Annotated in this window: 12 protein-coding genes; 5 read left to right on the top strand and 7 right to left on the bottom strand. The window is 46.6% G+C overall.

Annotation, left to right across the window (positions count from 1 at the left end):
- The first annotated feature begins 74 nt into the window (after nt 1-74).
- Nucleotides 75-2,105: a ubiquitin carboxyl-terminal hydrolase gene (locus tag NEPTK9_RS02320; RefSeq protein WP_194847220.1), complete on the top strand. Its 2,031-nt coding sequence runs from the start codon at nt 75-77 to the stop codon at nt 2,103-2,105.
- Nucleotides 2,106-2,254: 149 nt separating this feature from the next.
- On the opposite strand, the gene NEPTK9_RS02315 is transcribed toward NEPTK9_RS02320, so the two are convergent.
- From NEPTK9_RS02315 to NEPTK9_RS02285, 7 genes are read right to left on the bottom strand one after another with little or no spacing between them, the layout of a single operon-like run.
- Nucleotides 2,255-4,177, bottom strand: coding sequence for a site-2 protease family protein (locus NEPTK9_RS02315; protein WP_194847219.1), 1,923 nt, complete (start codon nt 4,175-4,177; stop codon nt 2,255-2,257).
- A gap of 7 nt (nt 4,178-4,184) precedes the next feature.
- Entirely contained in the window at nt 4,185-5,315 is a 1,131-nt protein-coding gene (locus tag NEPTK9_RS02310; RefSeq protein WP_194847218.1) for a 1-deoxy-D-xylulose-5-phosphate reductoisomerase, read from the bottom strand.
- Entirely contained in the window at nt 5,312-6,238 is a 927-nt protein-coding gene (locus NEPTK9_RS02305) for a metal ABC transporter permease (RefSeq protein WP_194847217.1), read from the bottom strand. The genes NEPTK9_RS02310 and NEPTK9_RS02305 overlap by 4 nt, the downstream gene beginning before the upstream one ends.
- The gene (locus NEPTK9_RS02300; protein WP_194847216.1) at nt 6,235-7,515 is read right to left on the bottom strand and encodes a metal ABC transporter permease; all 1,281 of its coding nucleotides are present in this window, start codon (nt 7,513-7,515) and stop codon (nt 6,235-6,237) included. The genes NEPTK9_RS02305 and NEPTK9_RS02300 overlap by 4 nt, the downstream gene beginning before the upstream one ends.
- Nucleotides 7,515-8,282, bottom strand: coding sequence for a metal ABC transporter ATP-binding protein (locus tag NEPTK9_RS02295; protein ID WP_194847215.1), 768 nt, complete (start codon nt 8,280-8,282; stop codon nt 7,515-7,517). Before NEPTK9_RS02295 ends, NEPTK9_RS02300 begins: the two co-directional genes overlap by 1 nt.
- Nucleotides 8,279-9,214, bottom strand: coding sequence for a metal ABC transporter solute-binding protein, Zn/Mn family (locus tag NEPTK9_RS02290; RefSeq protein WP_194847214.1), 936 nt, complete (start codon nt 9,212-9,214; stop codon nt 8,279-8,281). Before NEPTK9_RS02290 ends, NEPTK9_RS02295 begins: the two co-directional genes overlap by 4 nt.
- The gene (locus tag NEPTK9_RS02285) at nt 9,211-10,179 is read right to left on the bottom strand and encodes a P-loop NTPase (RefSeq protein WP_194847213.1); all 969 of its coding nucleotides are present in this window, start codon (nt 10,177-10,179) and stop codon (nt 9,211-9,213) included. Before NEPTK9_RS02285 ends, NEPTK9_RS02290 begins: the two co-directional genes overlap by 4 nt.
- A gap of 288 nt (nt 10,180-10,467) precedes the next feature.
- Here NEPTK9_RS02285 and NEPTK9_RS02280 point away from each other — a divergent pair, with 288 nt between their 5' ends.
- The 4 genes from NEPTK9_RS02280 (at nt 10,468) to lepA (ending at nt 16,672) form a co-directional block, all read left to right on the top strand.
- Nucleotides 10,468-11,001 carry a hypothetical protein gene (locus tag NEPTK9_RS02280; RefSeq protein ID WP_194847212.1) on the top strand — a complete coding sequence of 178 codons (534 nt, stop codon included), beginning with the start codon at nt 10,468-10,470 and terminating at the stop codon, nt 10,999-11,001.
- A 416-nt stretch (nt 11,002-11,417) separates the two neighbouring features.
- A complete protein-coding gene (locus tag NEPTK9_RS02275; RefSeq protein ID WP_194847211.1) occupies nt 11,418-13,004 on the top strand; it encodes an NTP/NDP exchange transporter in 1,587 nt (528 codons plus the stop codon).
- A gap of 93 nt (nt 13,005-13,097) precedes the next feature.
- Complete coding sequence (locus NEPTK9_RS02270; protein WP_194847210.1) at nt 13,098-14,642, top strand: ATP-binding protein; 1,545 nt, start codon at nt 13,098-13,100, stop codon at nt 14,640-14,642.
- A 206-nt stretch (nt 14,643-14,848) separates the two neighbouring features.
- The gene (gene lepA, locus NEPTK9_RS02265) at nt 14,849-16,672 is read left to right on the top strand and encodes a translation elongation factor 4 (RefSeq protein ID WP_194847209.1); all 1,824 of its coding nucleotides are present in this window, start codon (nt 14,849-14,851) and stop codon (nt 16,670-16,672) included.
- The last annotated feature ends 209 nt before the right edge of the window (nt 16,673-16,881 follow it).

The raw sequence follows: 16,881 nt of genomic DNA, 5'->3' as shown, positions 1-16,881 counted from the left end.
CTCTCCTAAAAAAAACCATTATGGTACACTCATGGCCAAATTCCTAGCAAAAGCAAACCTAGGTAAGAAAAATTATGGTCGACCCATTAAAAGAAAACTCTTCCACCACGCGCATCCTCCACAATGCCTCCTCTAAGAATGAGTCTTCTGAAAGCTGGCTGGAGTGGTTTGTGAGCTGGATTCAATTCTTCTTCTCTTCTAGTTCCACTTCTTCTCAATCTCTAGAGAACCATAAAGCTTCTTTCTTATCACAAGACATCGACACAGAGATTGAAAATCTTCAAGGTACAAACCTTAGTCCTTATAAAGAAGCTTTCCTTAAAATATTGGCAATGAAACAGGCTCGCGACCAGGAGGTAGACACTTCTGAGTTAGAAAAAAACCTTTGCGAAGCTCTTCCTAAAAATGCTCCCCTTCCTGAGGGTTCACCCACTACCGATGCTCGCGCTCCTGTTGGGCTTGTAAACACCGGAAATGACTGTTTCTTTAACGCGCTTCTCCAAATGATCTTTCTAGCCCCTGAACTTGTTGAACTCATTATCAATCCAGATTCCCAAATACGTCCCCTCAAGCAAGCTTACCAGATGTATCGAAACGCTCAGCTGTTAGGCAAGAGCATGGAACTAGCCTCCTACTTAAGAAGCATGCCTTGCTACTTAAACATTGCAGCAGGACAAAATGACCCCCACGAAGCTTTCTTAATGATGATGAATCCATTTACAGCAAAATCAGCTTCCCCCCTCGCTATTACAACAAGGACAACCAGAAAATATTCCCCTGTAAACACCTCTGACTCAGATGACAGTGATTCTGACGATATTAAATCTGTTAAAAAAACACACCCATCCGAGTTTTGTCTTCAATTACAGCTGAAAAAAGGCTGTGCAATAGAAGACCTTTTTGAGGCATATACTGCAGAAGAAAAATTGGCTGAAAGAGATAAGACAGAAACAGAAATAGATAACTATCAAGGAAAAGTTAAGCCAGAAACCAACCGTATAAAATTTGTAACACCCCCTAAACACTTTTTTATCAATATTAAACGATACAACAATGACCTACTAAAATGCTCAGAACCCTTGGGAATAGGAGAGACTTTCTACCTACCCAGTAGCTGCGTTAAAGGTAATAAAGGGTTTAAGTATGAACTCCGTTCCTATGCTTATCATAGTGGAGGCACAACTGGAGGACACTATTGGTGCAACACCAGGCAAGGAGATAGCTACTATACATGTAATGACCGCACTGTAGTAAATTCAGACTCAAACACTTTCGAAAAGGGCGCAACACAGTCTCACTTTCTTTATGCTGTCCGTGTTGATGATGATACCTCTCAAGAAGAAATCAACAACGGTACTAAAGCAAATAAAGCAAAAGCTAGCGAAGTCTATCGTGACTATGTGCGTAAACAAGCTAAAGGACGCGATACTACAGAAAACCAGCGCCTTTCTTTTTTCATAGACTTTCTAAAGAACGATGCCCCAAAGGAAGACAAGCTTGAGACTTTACAGATCATTTATGACACCATGCCTGACTCTTTCAAGAAGTTCGTAGCAGGATTGCTTAAAACTGATCAAGATGACGCGCGAAAAAAACTTTTTGAGCTAAAAGATATAGAGAAAAAGATCACAACTCGTCATAAGGGAAATATTATTGAGCAGTATGCAGCGCTCAGAAAAAAGAAAAATGTAACGAAGACTATAGCTTATGGTGATTTCGAGCTTATATGCGATACACTTAAAGACTTAGCGAAGCTTCGAGAGAAAGTAGAATGCTTAAAGGACTTACAAAAGCTCTCAGAAGGTTCAGACTTTAATGCTGACCTATGGGCAGTTACACCGTATAGACAAGAGCTACTGGAGCAAGTACCCGATGCCGAAACTCTTAAAGATTTCCTTCCCGAACAACTTAAAAATCTTGAAGCTGAGGTGGAAAAGTTGGAGCTAATTGAAACTCAGTGGCTCGAATTACGCCAAACCGCCCGTGACTATAGTCGGAAAAAAGCCGCTGCAGCTCTTACTGCTCAAAAAGCTGCCGAAAAAAAGGCCACTTCCACTGTTGCTAATGATGATACCGAGCACAGCAGTAGTTCCGATAAAAAATAGGATGTAAATCAAGATTTACATCCTATTAACCTCAGTTTCGAGTTTATTAACAAGTCCCCCAAACACACACCTTTGCGCAAGACCGGTTTTTTGATTTGGTCTTGGGAAATCGGGCCCTCCCAAAGGAGGGTCCGATTTGGCTTAGCGAATTAAAAGAATCTACCGAAGATGCGGGTGAGGTCGTTATACGTCAGGTATATGAAGACGAAGATTAAAAGGGCCACGAACGGGAGGATCATCCGCTGCATCGTCTTTGCTTTGAGCGGTTTTTTTCGGATCTTTTCTATGAGGGAGAAGCAGATGTGCCCCCCATCGAGGACCGGGATGGGAAGGAGGTTGAGGACGCCGAGGTTGAGGCTAATGGCACCGAGCCAGAAGAGAGCCTCTTTAATGCCGAGTCCCCAGCTTTGCTGCATCACTTGAACGATGAAGATGGGACCTCCAAATTGTTTGGGGCCGAGGGAACCGGTGAAGAGGGCGGTGAGGTTGCGGGCGATTTCTCCAAAGACGTTGCCAAAGAGGGCAACGGGATTAGGGTTGTAGGTGACGAAGCGGTCGGTGAGGGAAATGCCGAGGATGAGACGGTTTTGGGAGTCGTTAAGGGCGGCGTAGGCTTGCTCTCTTGCTTCGGCATCGGAAATTTTTTCGATGTCCGCTTGGCGCGCTTGGATCGCTTCTTGGAGCTGTTCTTTTTCTTTGGGAGATAGAGGAAAGTCTTTGAGGCGGATGGGGGTGACGGGCTTGAGAAGGTGGAAATTACCGCTCTGGGTCAGGGGCTGGGAACTTCCGATGGTTTTTGCGATAGGAAGAAGCCCTTCCCAGTTGGTATCGGCTAAAAAGGCTTCATCTTCTGTTTTCCATAGGGCTCCTCCCTTAGGGGGAGCTCTTTTGACGATGATTTGGGCGCGAGGGGTTTGCAGCTCTTTCAAAAAGTTGACGGCGTGGGAAACGGGAACACCATCAACAGCAACGATCCGGTCTCCAGGTCTAAGCATGAGGTCAAGGGAAGAGGTTTTGATCGAGGAGGAGGCGCGGGCCACCTGGGAGTCTTCATTGATATAGTAAAGCCCTTTCTCAACATGGAGGTCGGAAGAGAGGGTGTAAGGGATAAAGAGGTAAGACTCCCCTTTTTGCCTAAGCCCGGCGGCATATTTCCAGTCACCGATCTCATCGGCTTCTGCAGAAGCCATCCGTAAGTCGTCAAGGGGGATGCGGGGCACTTTTCCTAAGAGGATTTTCCCCTCTCGCTCAATGGTAAGGAGGGTCTTTCCACTGTTGAGCACTTTGGAGAGTTGCTCATTGGAAAAAATGAGTTCTCCATTGACCCAAACGATCCGGTCATGGGCCTCGATCCCACTGGTAGCCAGGGGGAGGTTTTGGTAGATCGGTGCTTCGTAGATGAGGTAGCTTGCGGGAGCGAGAACACCGATGGTTTTCATCCCTTTTTGGAAGGGGTTTTCGTAAGGGGTGACGGTATAGTCGTAAGGGGTTTTTTCCTGCGTGAAGTAGTTGATTTTCTCCCCTTCAACAGTGGTGGGATGACCATTGACAAGGGCGGCATAGATCAGATCTTTATATCCTTCAAAGGTCTCGTGATTGTATTCGGTGATCGCATCTCCTGGGCGAATCCCACTTTGGTAAAGCTCGGAGTGGGGATCGATATAGCCGATGAGCTGTGTAAACTGGGAAAAGGGTTTTTGCCGCCCTCCGAGTCCCCAGATGGCGGTGAAAAGGAGCAGGGCAAAGACGAGGTTGACAATGGGGCCGGCAAGGGCCACTTTGATCCGGGCCCACGGCTTTTTCGAGTAAAACCCATCGGGCACTTCGTAAGGCTCGAGATCTCCCTCTTTTTCCATCCCTGCAATCCGCACATACCCTCCAAAAAAGAGGGGGCATACCTGCCACTTCACCCCTTTGCGGGTCCAACTAAAGAGGGGTTTTCCAAAGCCAATGCTAAAAACCTCTACTTTCATTCCATTTCTCCGGGCAACGATGTAGTGGCCCAGCTCGTGGATAAAAACGAGGAGGTTGAGTCCTAGGATGGCTAAAAGAATATATAAAAAGGTATGCACGGCGGCCTCATAAGGTCATGGCTAATGTTCGCGCCTCTTTGTCCACTTCGAGGAGGGTCTCTAAACTCTCCTGCGGATAAGCTTTGTGCGCTTCCATTAAGGTTTCTAATTTTTGTCCAATCTCGACCCAACGTATTTTTCCTTCTAAAAAGTGGTGAACAAGGACTTCGTTTGCCCCATTCATAAAGCAAGGAAGGGTTCCTCCCACTTTAGCGGCCTCATAGGCAAGCCGCAAGCAAGGAAATTTTTTTAGGTCAGGTTTAAAAAACTCTAGTTTAGACCACTTCTGGAAATCAAAACAAGGGGAGATCCCCTTTTTTCGCTCCGGATAGGTCAAAGCGTATTGGATCGGCACCCTCATATCATGGACGCCCATCTGGGCGATCAGCGATCCATCCACATATTCCACAAGGCTATGGACGATACTTTGGGGGTGGACAACCACAGCGATCTTCTCGACAGGGGTGTTGAATAAAAACTTTGCCTCGATCACTTCGAGCCCTTTGTTCATCAGGGTCGAAGAGTCGATCGTGATCTTTTTTCCCATTTTCCAGTTGGGGTGGTTGAGCGCTTTTTCGGGTTTGACCGCTTCGAGTTCTTGGTAGGAATAATTGCGAAAGGGGCCCCCCGAAGCGGTTAAGATCAAGCGGTCCACAGCAGAAGGAGACTCTCCCTGTAAACACTGAAAAATGGCGCTATGTTCGCTGTCGATCGGAAGGATTTGAACGTTTTGCTTTTTGGCTGCCTCCATGATGAGCTCGCCAGCAGCGATCAGAACCTCTTTATTGGCAAGGCCGATTGTTTTCCCCGTTTCAATCGCTCTAAGGGTGGGAACAATCCCCGCCGCTCCAACGATTGCCGAAACGACAAAGTCAACCTCAGGTAAGGTGGCCGCTTCAACGAGCCCTTCCATCCCAAAAACAATTGGGGTATCGGGCAAACGACGCTTGAGCTCCTCCCCCCGCTCTCGATCAAAAACAGCGACACACTTGGGATGAAATTTTTGGACTTGGGCCTCTAAAAGATCGATGTTGGAGTGGGCAGCCAAAGCGCTCACCTCATACCCTAAGTGGGCAGCGACTTCTAAAGTATTGGTCCCGATCGATCCGGTACTTCCTAAAATGGCAATGTTTTTCATGCGGTTTTCCTCCATTTATAAAAAGCTCCACAGGCAAAGGTCACACCCAAAAGCGTTGCAGCAAGTCCCGATGTTGCTAAAGGGATCGCATAGATCGAAAGGAAATGTCTCGAAAGAGCGACTGAAATCAAAGCGACAAAAGCTCCAATCCCTCCGGCTAAAAATAGGAGGGGTTTGAGACGGTGGGTAAAAAAGCGGGCGGTTAAAACAGGGGCGACCAAAAAGGCTAAGAAGAGAAAGGCCCCGACAGCGCGGAAAGAGCCAATGGCGGTTAGCGCTGTTTGAAACATGAGGAGGTAGTTTAAAAAGAGGAGGGAAATGCCGAGGTTGCGAGCAAACTGACGATCAAAAATAGCCACCTCTAGCCGTCTAAAGAAAAGAAGGGCAAGGGCTCCATTAAAAAGGAAGAGGGAAAAGACCTGTTTGACATCATCGGGATGTAAAGCGTCTACATTTCCCATCACCGCTTCGATACCGAGGTGATTATTGCGGGAAAGAGTTGTCACTAAAACCACCCCCAACGCAAAAAAAGTGGTGAAGATGAGGCCAATACTCGCATCCTCTTGGAGACGGAGTTTTTTATGTAAAAATTCGGTGCTAAAGGTGGTGCAAAAGGCGGTCACCAACGCGCCAATGATCAATGTGGTGAGGTTGAAAGAGTAGATCCCCTGACTTTTTCCAATGAGAAAGGCAGCGACAATCCCGAGCAAAATAGTGTGGGATAAAGAGTTGGCAACCATCGTCTTTTTCTTAAGGACTAAAAAGGTTCCCACAAGGGCGGAAGACAGCGCGATAAAGACTAAGACGAGGAGCTGCACTTCATCAGAGGCCAAAGCGCTTAAATTTCCTAAAAGAGCCTCCTTCATCCGCTGCCCTAAAACAGCAAAAAACCCAAAAAAAGAGGTGCCTGAATAGGGGTTCATAAGGTTTCCCCCTGGGGAATCGGTTTTTGGTGGGGGTCTTTTTTCGGGTTGTTCAAAAGGGCGCTTAGCCGATTTTCAAGTTCTGGGGTCAAAATGTGTTCCATTTCTTCGGCGCTATGATGGACCCGCTCTTCATCCACTTTTAAACAAGAGACGAGGTAAAGCTCCCAAAGGCGGTGGAGGCGAACGAGTCGCTCTGCCCGCTTCACCCCATCGGAGGTGAGGAGAAACTTTCCTTTTCCTTCTTGGGTGACCCACCCCTCCCTTTGAAGGGAAAAGAGAGTCTTTTTCAGGTGGAGCCTCCCGATTCCATTCCACTTAAGAACCTCTTTGGCACTTAAAGGGGTGCTCACTCCTCCTTTCCACAAGGTTTTTAGCACATTTTCCGAGTGACACCGCCGCCGAAAGCGGGCGATCCGCAGGAGTCGGGAAAGGGCCCCTTTTTGGGGAGCAAAAAGGAGCGATAAAAGGGTGATCGAAGCGGCAAAGAGGAGGATCATCGGCCCGGTTGGATAGTGGAGTCCTTGGCTACTGAGTTTTAAGGCAAGATAGTTCCCCCCAAACCCACTCAAAAGACCAAACGCTCCCGATAAAAGGAGGAGGCGGGAAAGGCGGTTTGTAAAGGAGCGGGCCGCAGCAGCTGGAGCGACAAGCATCCCAGCGATTAAAATGACCCCGACACTTCGGATCCCAACAACAATCGATAGGATAAGGAGGAAAAAGATCGCTTTGGAGGTGCGCCCCGAAACAAAAGAAGGGTCGAAAAGGAGGCGCTCGATCTCTCGGAAACGGTAAATGATAAAGGCAAGGGTGATCAAAGAAAGGGTCCCATAAATGGCGATATGAGCATCGGTCATCGTTGCTGCTTGTCCATAGATAAAAACCTGCGACTGTTGGTACCAAACGGGGTGAGTAAACTGGACTCGACTAGCAATGAGGACCCCTAAACCTAAAAAGAGCGAAAGAACAAGACAAAGGGCGGCGTCGGGATCGATCTTAAAACGCCCTTTAAGCTTTTCAACGACCTGTAAACCCAAAGTGGCAAAGAGAAACGCCCCTCCCAAAACGACAAAAATAGCAAGGGGATCGGAAGGTTTTAGGAAAAGGGAAGCCACAACAACACTTAAAACAACCCCGGGATAGGCGGCGTGGGAGAGGGTTTCCCCAAGTAAACTCCGCCGCTTGACAAACATGAGCGCTCCCATCAGCGCGGCAGCTAAACACATGAGCATCGAACCAAGAAAGGGGGCGCGGTATAAGGGGTCGAACAGGTTCATCAAGCTAATAGCCCTGCTTTTTTCTCCTTAGACAGGCGGATTGCTTCACTAAAGAGCTCTTCTTTATCACCATAGACGCGGGCTAAGTTTTCAGCGGTTAAGACCTCCTCTACCTCGCCGAAAGCCACTACCGAGGTGTTGAGAAGAAGGGCCTTGTCGAAGTAGGCGGAAGCGGTTTTTAAATCGTGGTGGACCACAAGGATCGTCTTTCCTTCATCGCGGAGCGTTTGCAACAGGTTGATGATTACCTGCTCGGTCACTTTATCAACCCCAGCAAAGGGCTCATCGAGAAGGAGGAGATCGGCTCCTTGAAGAAGGGCGCGTGCGATAAACAGCCGTTGTTGCTGTCCTCCTGAAAGGGCGTTGATCTGTCGATCAGCAAGAGAGGCCATGTCGAGGCGGCGTAAGATAGTAAGAGCTGCCTCTTTATCGGCTTTTCGGTACCACTTGAGCCCTTTAAGTTTTCCATACCGCCCCATCAAAACAACATCGAGAACGGTGATGGGAAATTCCCAGTCGACACTCCCTTTTTGAGGAACGTAAGCGATCCGCTCTTTGATCTTTTTAAAAGGCTGTCCCCAAAAGTGGACACTTCCAGCAAGGGGGCGCACAATGCCCAAAAGGGCTTTTAACAAGGTACTTTTTCCGGCGCCATTAGGGCCGATGACCCCGATGAGATTCCCCTCAGGGATGGAAAGGTTAATCTCCCAAAGAGCGGAGGTTTTCTCATAGTTAACAGTGAGTTGGTGAATATCGATTACATTCATGGCAAATAGTGGTTTAAGGTTTCTCCGTTATGCTTCATCATTTCTAGGTAGCTTTCTTTTTCTCCCATCGTATCTCCATAAAGAGGAGCAGGTGCAATTTTCACATCGAGCCCTTTTTCTTTGCAGATCGCGGCAATCTTTTTCAGGGCATCTTGGTTGATATTCGATTCGGGAAAAACGGTTTCGATATGGTGGGCACAAAGAAACTCACTAACCGCTTGAATATCAAGGATGCTCATCTGCCCGTCGGGGGCAAGTCCTTCGGGAGCAATAAACCGGTTCTTCCACTCTTTTTCTTCAGGAGCTGCAAGGTATCTTTTGGCAAAATAGTAAAATGCATCATGGCTTGTGACCAGGTAGCGCTTCTCAGCGGGAATCGCTTGCATCTTGCTTAAAAGGCTTTGGTCCCTTTCCATCATCTCTTTTTTAAGAACCTCTCCCCGCTCTTTAAAAAGGGAGGCATATTGAGGCGCTTTTTTAGAAAGAGCCGCCACGATCGGATCGATCGTTTGAGCAAAAAGGGCGACATCCATCCAAAAATGGGGGTCGAGCTGTCCTTCAATCACGATGAAAGAGTCGGGGTTTTGCCGATAAAGGATGTCTCCAAGGGGAAGCGCTTCTGGGTGGAAATCTAAGTGTTTACTTAAGCTTGCCCCATGTTCGAGCCCTAGCCCATTATAGAAAATAAGATCGGCGCGGGCGAGTTTTTCATCATCCCCCTTCACCAGTTCGTAACTATGGGGATCGAGATCACCCACAATGAGACTGAGGTGGTCGATCTCTTCCCCTCCGACTGCCGCAACTAAGTCGTCGATCATCGCGGTGGTCGATAAAACTTTAACCTTCCCACTTTCTTCCATATAGGATTGATTCACCGGCTTTCCACAAGCGGCTAGAAAACACAAACTTAAAACTAAGAGAAGCTGTCTCATCCTAATTTCCTTAACAGTGAAAAGGGATAAATCCCTTTGGAGCACCCTTTCGAAAAAATCACCTGAACTCCATAGCTCCCAACTGGAATGATCTTCTCCCCTTCTACATGAGTAAGCGGAGCTTTTTCCTTACACTTTACACAGGGGCAATGGCTTTGGAGATCACTAAACCGGTAAAGACTTTTCTTGCCATCGACCCACCTAATAGAGAAATGATACCGGTCTTCTTGTTTTATTTCACACTCATTTTTACCTAAAGAAAGCTTTCCTACTAAAGTATCAAAAATATCTGGATTGGGGTGGATCGGAATCTCTGCTAAAAGGGGAACCGCAAACTCATCGGCAAGTTTTTGTCCTCCTCCCTCTCCAAATAGAGGGTATTTTTCTTCACTTCCAGGGGGAGAAAAGTAACTCATATTTTCAACGATCCCCGCCATCTGCACCCCCATTTGAAGGCACATCTCCATCGACTTCCTCACATCGAGAAGGGCAAGCTCCTGAGGAGTCGTAACAACCAGCGCCCCTGTAAAGAAAATTTTTTGCATAAGCGAAATTTGGATATCTCCTGTTCCTGGCGGAAAGTCGACAAGGAGAAAGTCAAGATCTCCCCACTTCACCTCTTCAATAAACTGGGAAACGATCTGTGTAGCAATCGGGGCGCGAACCACAGAGGCCCTCTTTCCCCTTGGGAAATGGGCTGCAGATAGGGTCTTAATTCCCCCTGAAATCGCCGGGAGGACCTTTTCCCCTTTTACCTTGGGGAACGTATCGGGTGGAAGGAGATAGGAGCTTGAAGGGCCATAAATATCGGCATCGAGAACTCCAACCCTAAACCCCTTTCTGTGAAAGGCTTGAGCAAGACCGTGCGCAACCGTTGATTTTCCGACGCCCCCCTTTCCCGCTAAAACAGCAAGAAAATTTTTTACGTTGTTCAAATTTTTTTTATCGCCTGTTTCTTGACCCATAACCCGCTTATTTCAAGGTGCTCGAATATCTCAAAATAGGCGCTCAAGGAATTCCTATGCAAGAATTAATTGTTGCGCTAAAGTTCTTGTTTTACTAAACTCGCATAAAATACGAAACTATTTCACTTATGAGTTAGAACTATTTGTGAAAAAAATGAAAATAAGTATTGCATTAAAAATTAGCAATATTATAAAAATGTATCGAGATTAAAAGGCAAATAGTGAAAACAAATTTTCCCATTATTTAAATTAAATTTATTTAAAAAAACCAAAGAAAAGGTAGCCACCATGAGTTTTACTGAAGAAGAACCTGCCAAAACAAACACAAAAAAGCTTGAAGAGCTTGAAGGTGTAATAGCCAAAGCCATTAAAAAGGTCAGAGGCAAGAAAGAGAATGATTTATGTAAGTACATTCCAGTAAATACTGGTGGGTACATCCATCATTTCACTCTCAGAAAGATGAAGTATAAAGAGCCCAGCGAACTCACGTCGATGATTGAAAAGTTTATTATTAAAGCGGACCGACCTCTTGTTGTTCCTCCGAAGCAAAGAGCTGCGCGGGGATCTCGCAAGAAGAAAGAGGGTCTAGCTTTTTCTAAGCTTCAGATGGAAAGACTTCTTAACATGGCGCGGATGTCAGGGGACAAAGAGATGATCTCTCTTCTCAGCCCCAAGAAATCTTTAGCGCAGTGTAAGCGGGAGCTTATCCAAGCAGTCCGTCATGGAACGGTGGATCATGAGCTTTGGAATGGTTATGTGGAGGCTGTCAATGCTCAGCAGGCTCTCATTGCCGCTGGAGCCGAAGGGATGGTTGGAAACTAATTTCCTTCTATTTACGTCCTACTTACTAAGAAGCGCCCTATTCTAGGGCGCTTCTTTTTATATAATTATTATAGGGAACCATATTATAGATGCGTCGGGGCTGGCGCCCCCGCTGCCCCTTGATCTTCAATCTGGCAAGCCAAATCGATCCTCCTCGGGGGGCCGTGCGAAGCACTGATCCACCCACTCGCTCGGACCAATTTTGCACATCCATCTCGAAGCCGCGGACAGCTCACATTAAATTTTTTACCTAACACAAACCGTCAAAACACAAAAATCATTTCACTCTCCCCCTATGGTGGTTTTTTTTTCTTGATTTATAACGGAGATCCTCTATAATGGGTTTCCTGAAAATCGAAGAGTTCTCAACGATTGATTGAGAACACTACAAAAAAAATGTTTAAAGGAAACGCAATATGGCATCAACTACACAAGAATTTGGCAAGTGGCGCTCACGCCTTTGGCCTGTTCATCGCTTTGAGCTTAAAAAACTCATTCCGATGGTTCTTCTATTCTTTTTTATTCTTTTTAATTACACGATCCTACGAGATACCAAAGATACCCTCGTTGTAACAGCGGCGAAAGGTTCACAGGTCATCCCCTTCCTCAAACTATGGGCGGTGATGCCTTGTGCGATCTTGTTCATGCTCATCTACGCAAAGATGAGTAACAAACTGAGCAAAACCAAGCTGTTTTACTCAACAGTGATTCCCTTTATCGTCTTCTTTGGCCTCTTTGGAACCGTTCTCTATCCTTTTAGAGAAGCTTTGCACCCTCACGCTTTTTGTGACATGTTGCAAACCACCCTTCCTGCAGGAATGAAAGGATTGGTTGATGTAATTCGTAACTGGACCTTCTCCCTCTTCTACGTGATGTCGGAGCTGTGGGGAAGTATGGCAATCTCCCTGCTTTTCTGGGGATTTGCCAACGATATCAGTAAGGTTTCTGAGTCAAAACGTTTCTACACCATCTTTGCGATGTTCGCCAATGTCTCCCTGATCCTTTCAGGGCGCTTCATTCAGTGGGCAGCAAAGATCCGTGAAGGACTTACCGCTGCAGATCCGTGGCAGGTTACTCTTAACTACACCATGGCAATGGTTGTCATTGCAGGCCTCCTTGTTCTCGGGCTCTACTGGTGGATTAACAAATATGTCCTTACCGATAAACGGTTCTATGATCCTAGCGAACAGAAGACAGCAAAAAAGAAGAAGCCGAAACTCTCTATCAAAGAGAGCTTTATGTATCTTGTTCGGTCGAAATACATGGGGTGTATAGCCCTTCTCGTTATTGGCTATGGTATCGCGATCAACCTTGTTGAAGTGACCTGGAAAGACCAACTCCATCACCAATACCCGAGCAATAACGCTTACCAAGCCTTCATGGGAGGATTCTCAGAGAAAACCGGTATCGTTACCATCCTCGTCACCTTCTTCCTAGGAGGAACAGTTGTACGACGTTTTGGATGGGGAAAAACCGCCCTTATCACTCCGATCATGATTCTTGTAACCGGTGTGGCATTCTTCACGTTCATCATTTTTGGCAGCAAAATGAGCGGTATGGTTGCAGCAATCGGAACAACCCCTCTTATGCTTGCAGTGATTTTTGGAACAATCCAGAATATCTCTAGTAAATCAGCAAAGTACTCCTTCTTTGATCCAACAAAGGAAATGGCTTATATCCCTCTCGGACAGGAAGAGAAAGTTAAAGGTAAAGCAGCGATTGACGTCGTTGGCGCACGTCTCGGTAAGTCAGGTGGAGCCCTTATTTACAACATTCTTCTGCCTCTCGTTGGTGCAGCGACTGTTGCAGGTGCGGCTCCCTATGTTGCCGTTATTCTTCTTGGAGTCATCTTTGCGTGGATTACAGCTGCTCGCTCGTTGAACAAGCAGTTCCTCAGTCTCACTTCAAAGAAAGAAGAAGAGAAAGCACCCGAAGAGGCGAAAGAGGTGGAAGAAGCCGAGCCTACTGCCAAAACGGCAGAAGAGCCCGCTGCTACTACCTAAAACAAAGGTTAGAGAAGACTCTATATCTTTTCGAAAGCCCTCCCCATCTGGGAGGGCTTTTTTTTTATATCTGAATCGTGTAAAATTAAGGCTATGAAGAAGCTCCCTATTGGAATCCAGACAATTGATAAGATCATTACGAATGGGTATGTCTACGTCGATAAGACAGAGCACGCTCTCAAACTGATTCGTGGGGGGGCGTACTATTTCCTAGCAAGACCACGACGCTTTGGAAAGTCTCTTTTTCTAAACACCCTTAAGGAAATTTTCCTGGGAAATAAAGAGCTTTTTAAGGATTGCGCAATTTATTCAAGCGATTATAGCTGGGAAAAGCATCCTGTCATCTACTTTGATTTTACAAAAATCCCTTCGCACACCCCAGAGCAGTTGGAAGCAAGCCTCAAGAGAACCCTCAAAAAAGCCAGCAAGCTTTACAATAAAAATGTTGATATTCCTTCTGTGGAAGAAGGTTTGGATAACCTTGTTGAAGAGCTCACTAAAGACAATAAGGTTATCGTTCTTATCGATGAGTATGACAAGCCTCTGATTGACCGCCTTTCATCTCCAGAAATCGCTAAAGCGAACCGCGAAATTCTAAAAAGCTTCTTTGGCACTTTGAAAGGGCTCGATGAGCACCTAAAATTTGTCTTTGTTACAGGAGTGAGCAAGTTCTCCCAGGTTTCACTATTTTCTGGATTTAACAACCTCGAAGATATTACGGTCGACCCAATATCTAGCACAATCATGGGTTACACCGAAGAGGAGATCAGGAAGTCTTTTGCCGACCACCTTGACCACCTTGCAAAGGGATCAAGTCAGGAATCACTGATCAATGAAATGCGCCGCTGGTACAATGGATACCGCTTTTCAAGAGAGGGAGCCCCTGTCTACAACCCTCACTCAACGCTAAAGTTCCTAAAGACAGGCCACACCCAAAGCTACTGGTACAGCACAGTCACTCCCTCATTTTTAATCGAGCAAATCAAAGAAAGACCGCTCTCTTCATTAGACCTTAGTCAATCAGAGGCCAAAGAGACAGAACTTTTAAATATCAATGACATTCAGAAAATCGACTTGCAAGCTCTAATGTGGCAAACAGGCTATTTGACTCTTCGAAACTACGACCCACAAACCTCTCTTTACGAACTCGATTTTCCCAACCAAGAGGTAAGGGAGGCCTTTTTTGACTCTCTTCTCTCAGACTTTGCAGAGATTAAGCCTTCAAAGGTTATCACAGCAGCTGCAGAGTGCAAGCAAGAACTCGAAAATATCGACTTAGATGCCTTCTTTGAACGCATCAATCACTACTTTGCAAGTGTCCCCTACACCCTATTTGAAAATGCTCGAGAGGGTTTTTACCATGCTGTTTTTCTTAGCTTGCTAGAGGGGATGGGGATCAAAACCTACTCCGAACAAAAGACCAATATTGGCCGGATCGACCTCGTTGTTGAGATGCCCTTGATCATCTATATTTTTGAGTTCAAGAAGGACCAGTCAGCAGACGCTGCCCTTGAGCAGATCAAAAACACAAAGTACGGTGAAAAATATACCCAGAGTGGGAAAAAACTCATACATGTCGGGGTAAACTTTAGCTCTAAATCGCGCAATATCTCTGAATGGAAAGCCCTTGGATTCTAAGCCCGAATAGGGTACACTCACGGTATGGCATTCAAAACCCAAGTGATGATCTAGCAATAAATTTCTCAACAGAACCTAGGAGCATTTAGATGTATTTTCAGTTTTTTCGAGAAGTCGAGGCTTGCGACGACCCCATAGCCAAAGGCGCTATAGGGGAGAATCAAGATCGGTTTATCAGTAAAAAGGGAGAATTCAGATAAATGGTAATGGAACATCATTTGGGTTTTAATTATAATCCGAAGTATATTCGCAATTTTTCAATCATTGCCCACATCGACCATGGAAAGTCGACCATTTCCGATCGCCTCCTCCAGGTTACCGGCACCGTCCCCGACCGAGAGATGCAGGAGCAGCTCCTCGACGATATGGAGCTCGAACGGGAGCGGGGCATCACGATCAAAGCCCACCCGGTCACGATGTATTACCAAGCCAAAGATGGCAACACCTACCAGTTTAACTTTATCGACACCCCCGGCCACGTTGACTTTTCCTATGAGGTTTCAAGATCGCTTTCAGCTTGCGAGGGAGCTCTTCTTATTGTCGATGCCGCCCAAGGGGTCCAAGCGCAAACCCTCGCTAACGTCCACCTAGCAGTCGAGCGCGACCTCGAAATTGTCCCCATCTTAAATAAGATTGACCTGCCGGCAGCCGACCCCGAAGAGGCCAAAAAGCAGATCGAAGAGGTGATCGGTCTTGAAGCAGAAGACGCCATCCTCTGCTCAGCAAAGACGGGGCAAGGAATCGAAGAAATCTTAGAGCGGATCCTTGTCGATGTCCCCCCTCCAAAGGAGGCCGAAGATGAAACGCTCAAGGCCCTTGTCTTTGACTCCCACTATGACCCTTACCGCGGGGTGATGATCTACGCGCGCGTGGTCAGTGGCGAAATAAAGCGGGGCACACAGATCAAAATGATGGCAACCGACAAGGCTTTTGAAGTCCTGGAAGTAGGGATCTTCTCTCCCGATGAGAAAAAGGTCGATATTCTCCGCCCAGGAGAAGTAGGCTACGTCGTTGCCAATATCAAAAAAACCTCCGACATCAAAATCGGCGATACGATTACCTCGTTTAGAGGGGGAGCGACCGATCCCCTTCCCGGCTTTAAGGTGATCAAGCCTGTGGTCTATGCAGGGATCTACCCCATCGACTCTTCTGAGTTTGAAAATGTCCGCGATGCCTTGGTCAAACTGCAGCTCAATGATTCAGCCCTTCATGTCGAGCAAGAAAGTAGCCTAGCTCTAGGTTTTGGCTTCCGGTGTGGCTTCCTTGGCCTCCTCCATTTGGAGATTACCTTTGAGCGACTGCAGCGGGAGTTTGACCTCGACATCATCACAACAGCGCCGAGCGTTGTCTACAAGGTGACCCTTTCGAAGGGAGAGGAAAAACATATCGATAACCCGGCTCATTACCCTGACCCCGCAACGATCGAACATGTGGAAGAGCCGTGGGTCGTCGCTCACATCATGACCCCTTCCGATTTTCTCGGTCCGATCATGGCTCTTGGAACTGAAAAACGGGGCACCCTCGATAAAACCGAGTCGATGGGAGGCAGTCGCCTCCTACTGACCTTTCGCTTCCCGATGAATGAAATCATCACCGACTTTAATGATAAGCTCAAGTCGGTCACCCGTGGCTATGCCTCCTTCGACTACGAGTTTGATAAGTATGAGATCGGCTCTATTATCAAGCTCGAGATCCGCGTCAATGATGAAGTAGTCGACGCCTTCTCTTGCCTTGTCCACACGACCAAGGCGGAAGCAAAGGGACGGGCGATTTGTAAAAAGCTTAAAGAGGTGATCCCCCGCCAACAATTTAAGGTACCCATCCAAGCAGCGATCGGAGGCAAAATCGTTGCCCGCGAAACCCTCTCCGCCCTCTCAAAAAATGTGACCGCCAAGTGTTATGGGGGCGATATTACCCGAAAGAGAAAACTCTGGGAAAAGCAAAAGAAGGGAAAGAAAAAGATGAAAGAAATTGGGAAGGTAACCATCCCCCAGGAAGCCTTCATGAAAGTGCTCAAGGCAGAGGAATAATTTGGCCTTGTTCACCTTTTCACACACTTTTTCCTGAACAACAAATCCCTTCTTAGTTGGATGAAAGATACCACCGATAAATGTGCGAACTTTTTACCTTTAAAGGTGAACAAGGCCAATAATTTCCTCTATATTCTATGTGGTAGCCTGCCAAGCCTCAATACTTTCAGGGTAACTATACCCACAACAAATTCAAGAATTGGTTTTGG

It is taken from the genome of Candidatus Neptunochlamydia vexilliferae (assembly GCF_015356785.1).
In the GTDB taxonomy this organism is placed as follows: Bacteria; Chlamydiota; Chlamydiia; order Chlamydiales; family Simkaniaceae; genus Neptunichlamydia; species Neptunichlamydia vexilliferae.
Note: the sequence above shows the minus strand (reverse complement) of the source record. Positions and strands in the feature narration are given on the sequence as shown.

Bases quoted from the DNA above. Each gene is read 5' to 3' on its own strand.
- NEPTK9_RS02295 (WP_194847215.1), bottom strand. From the start codon at position 8,282: ATGAATGTAATCGATATTCACCAACTCACTGTTAACTATGAGAAAACC.
- NEPTK9_RS02320 (WP_194847220.1), top strand. From the start codon at position 75: ATGGTCGACCCATTAAAAGAAAACTCTTCCACCACGCGCATCCTCCAC.
- lepA (WP_194847209.1), top strand. From the start codon at position 14,849: ATGGAACATCATTTGGGTTTTAATTATAATCCGAAGTATATTCGCAAT.
- NEPTK9_RS02275 (WP_194847211.1), top strand. From the start codon at position 11,418: ATGGCATCAACTACACAAGAATTTGGCAAGTGGCGCTCACGCCTTTGG.
- NEPTK9_RS02290 (WP_194847214.1), bottom strand. From the start codon at position 9,214: ATGAGACAGCTTCTCTTAGTTTTAAGTTTGTGTTTTCTAGCCGCTTGT.
- NEPTK9_RS02270 (WP_194847210.1), top strand. From the start codon at position 13,098: ATGAAGAAGCTCCCTATTGGAATCCAGACAATTGATAAGATCATTACG.
- NEPTK9_RS02280 (WP_194847212.1), top strand. From the start codon at position 10,468: ATGAGTTTTACTGAAGAAGAACCTGCCAAAACAAACACAAAAAAGCTT.
- NEPTK9_RS02285 (WP_194847213.1), bottom strand. From the start codon at position 10,179: ATGGGTCAAGAAACAGGCGATAAAAAAAATTTGAACAACGTAAAAAAT.
- NEPTK9_RS02310 (WP_194847218.1), bottom strand. From the start codon at position 5,315: ATGAAAAACATTGCCATTTTAGGAAGTACCGGATCGATCGGGACCAAT.
- NEPTK9_RS02300 (WP_194847216.1), bottom strand. From the start codon at position 7,515: ATGAACCTGTTCGACCCCTTATACCGCGCCCCCTTTCTTGGTTCGATG.
- NEPTK9_RS02305 (WP_194847217.1), bottom strand. From the start codon at position 6,238: ATGAACCCCTATTCAGGCACCTCTTTTTTTGGGTTTTTTGCTGTTTTA.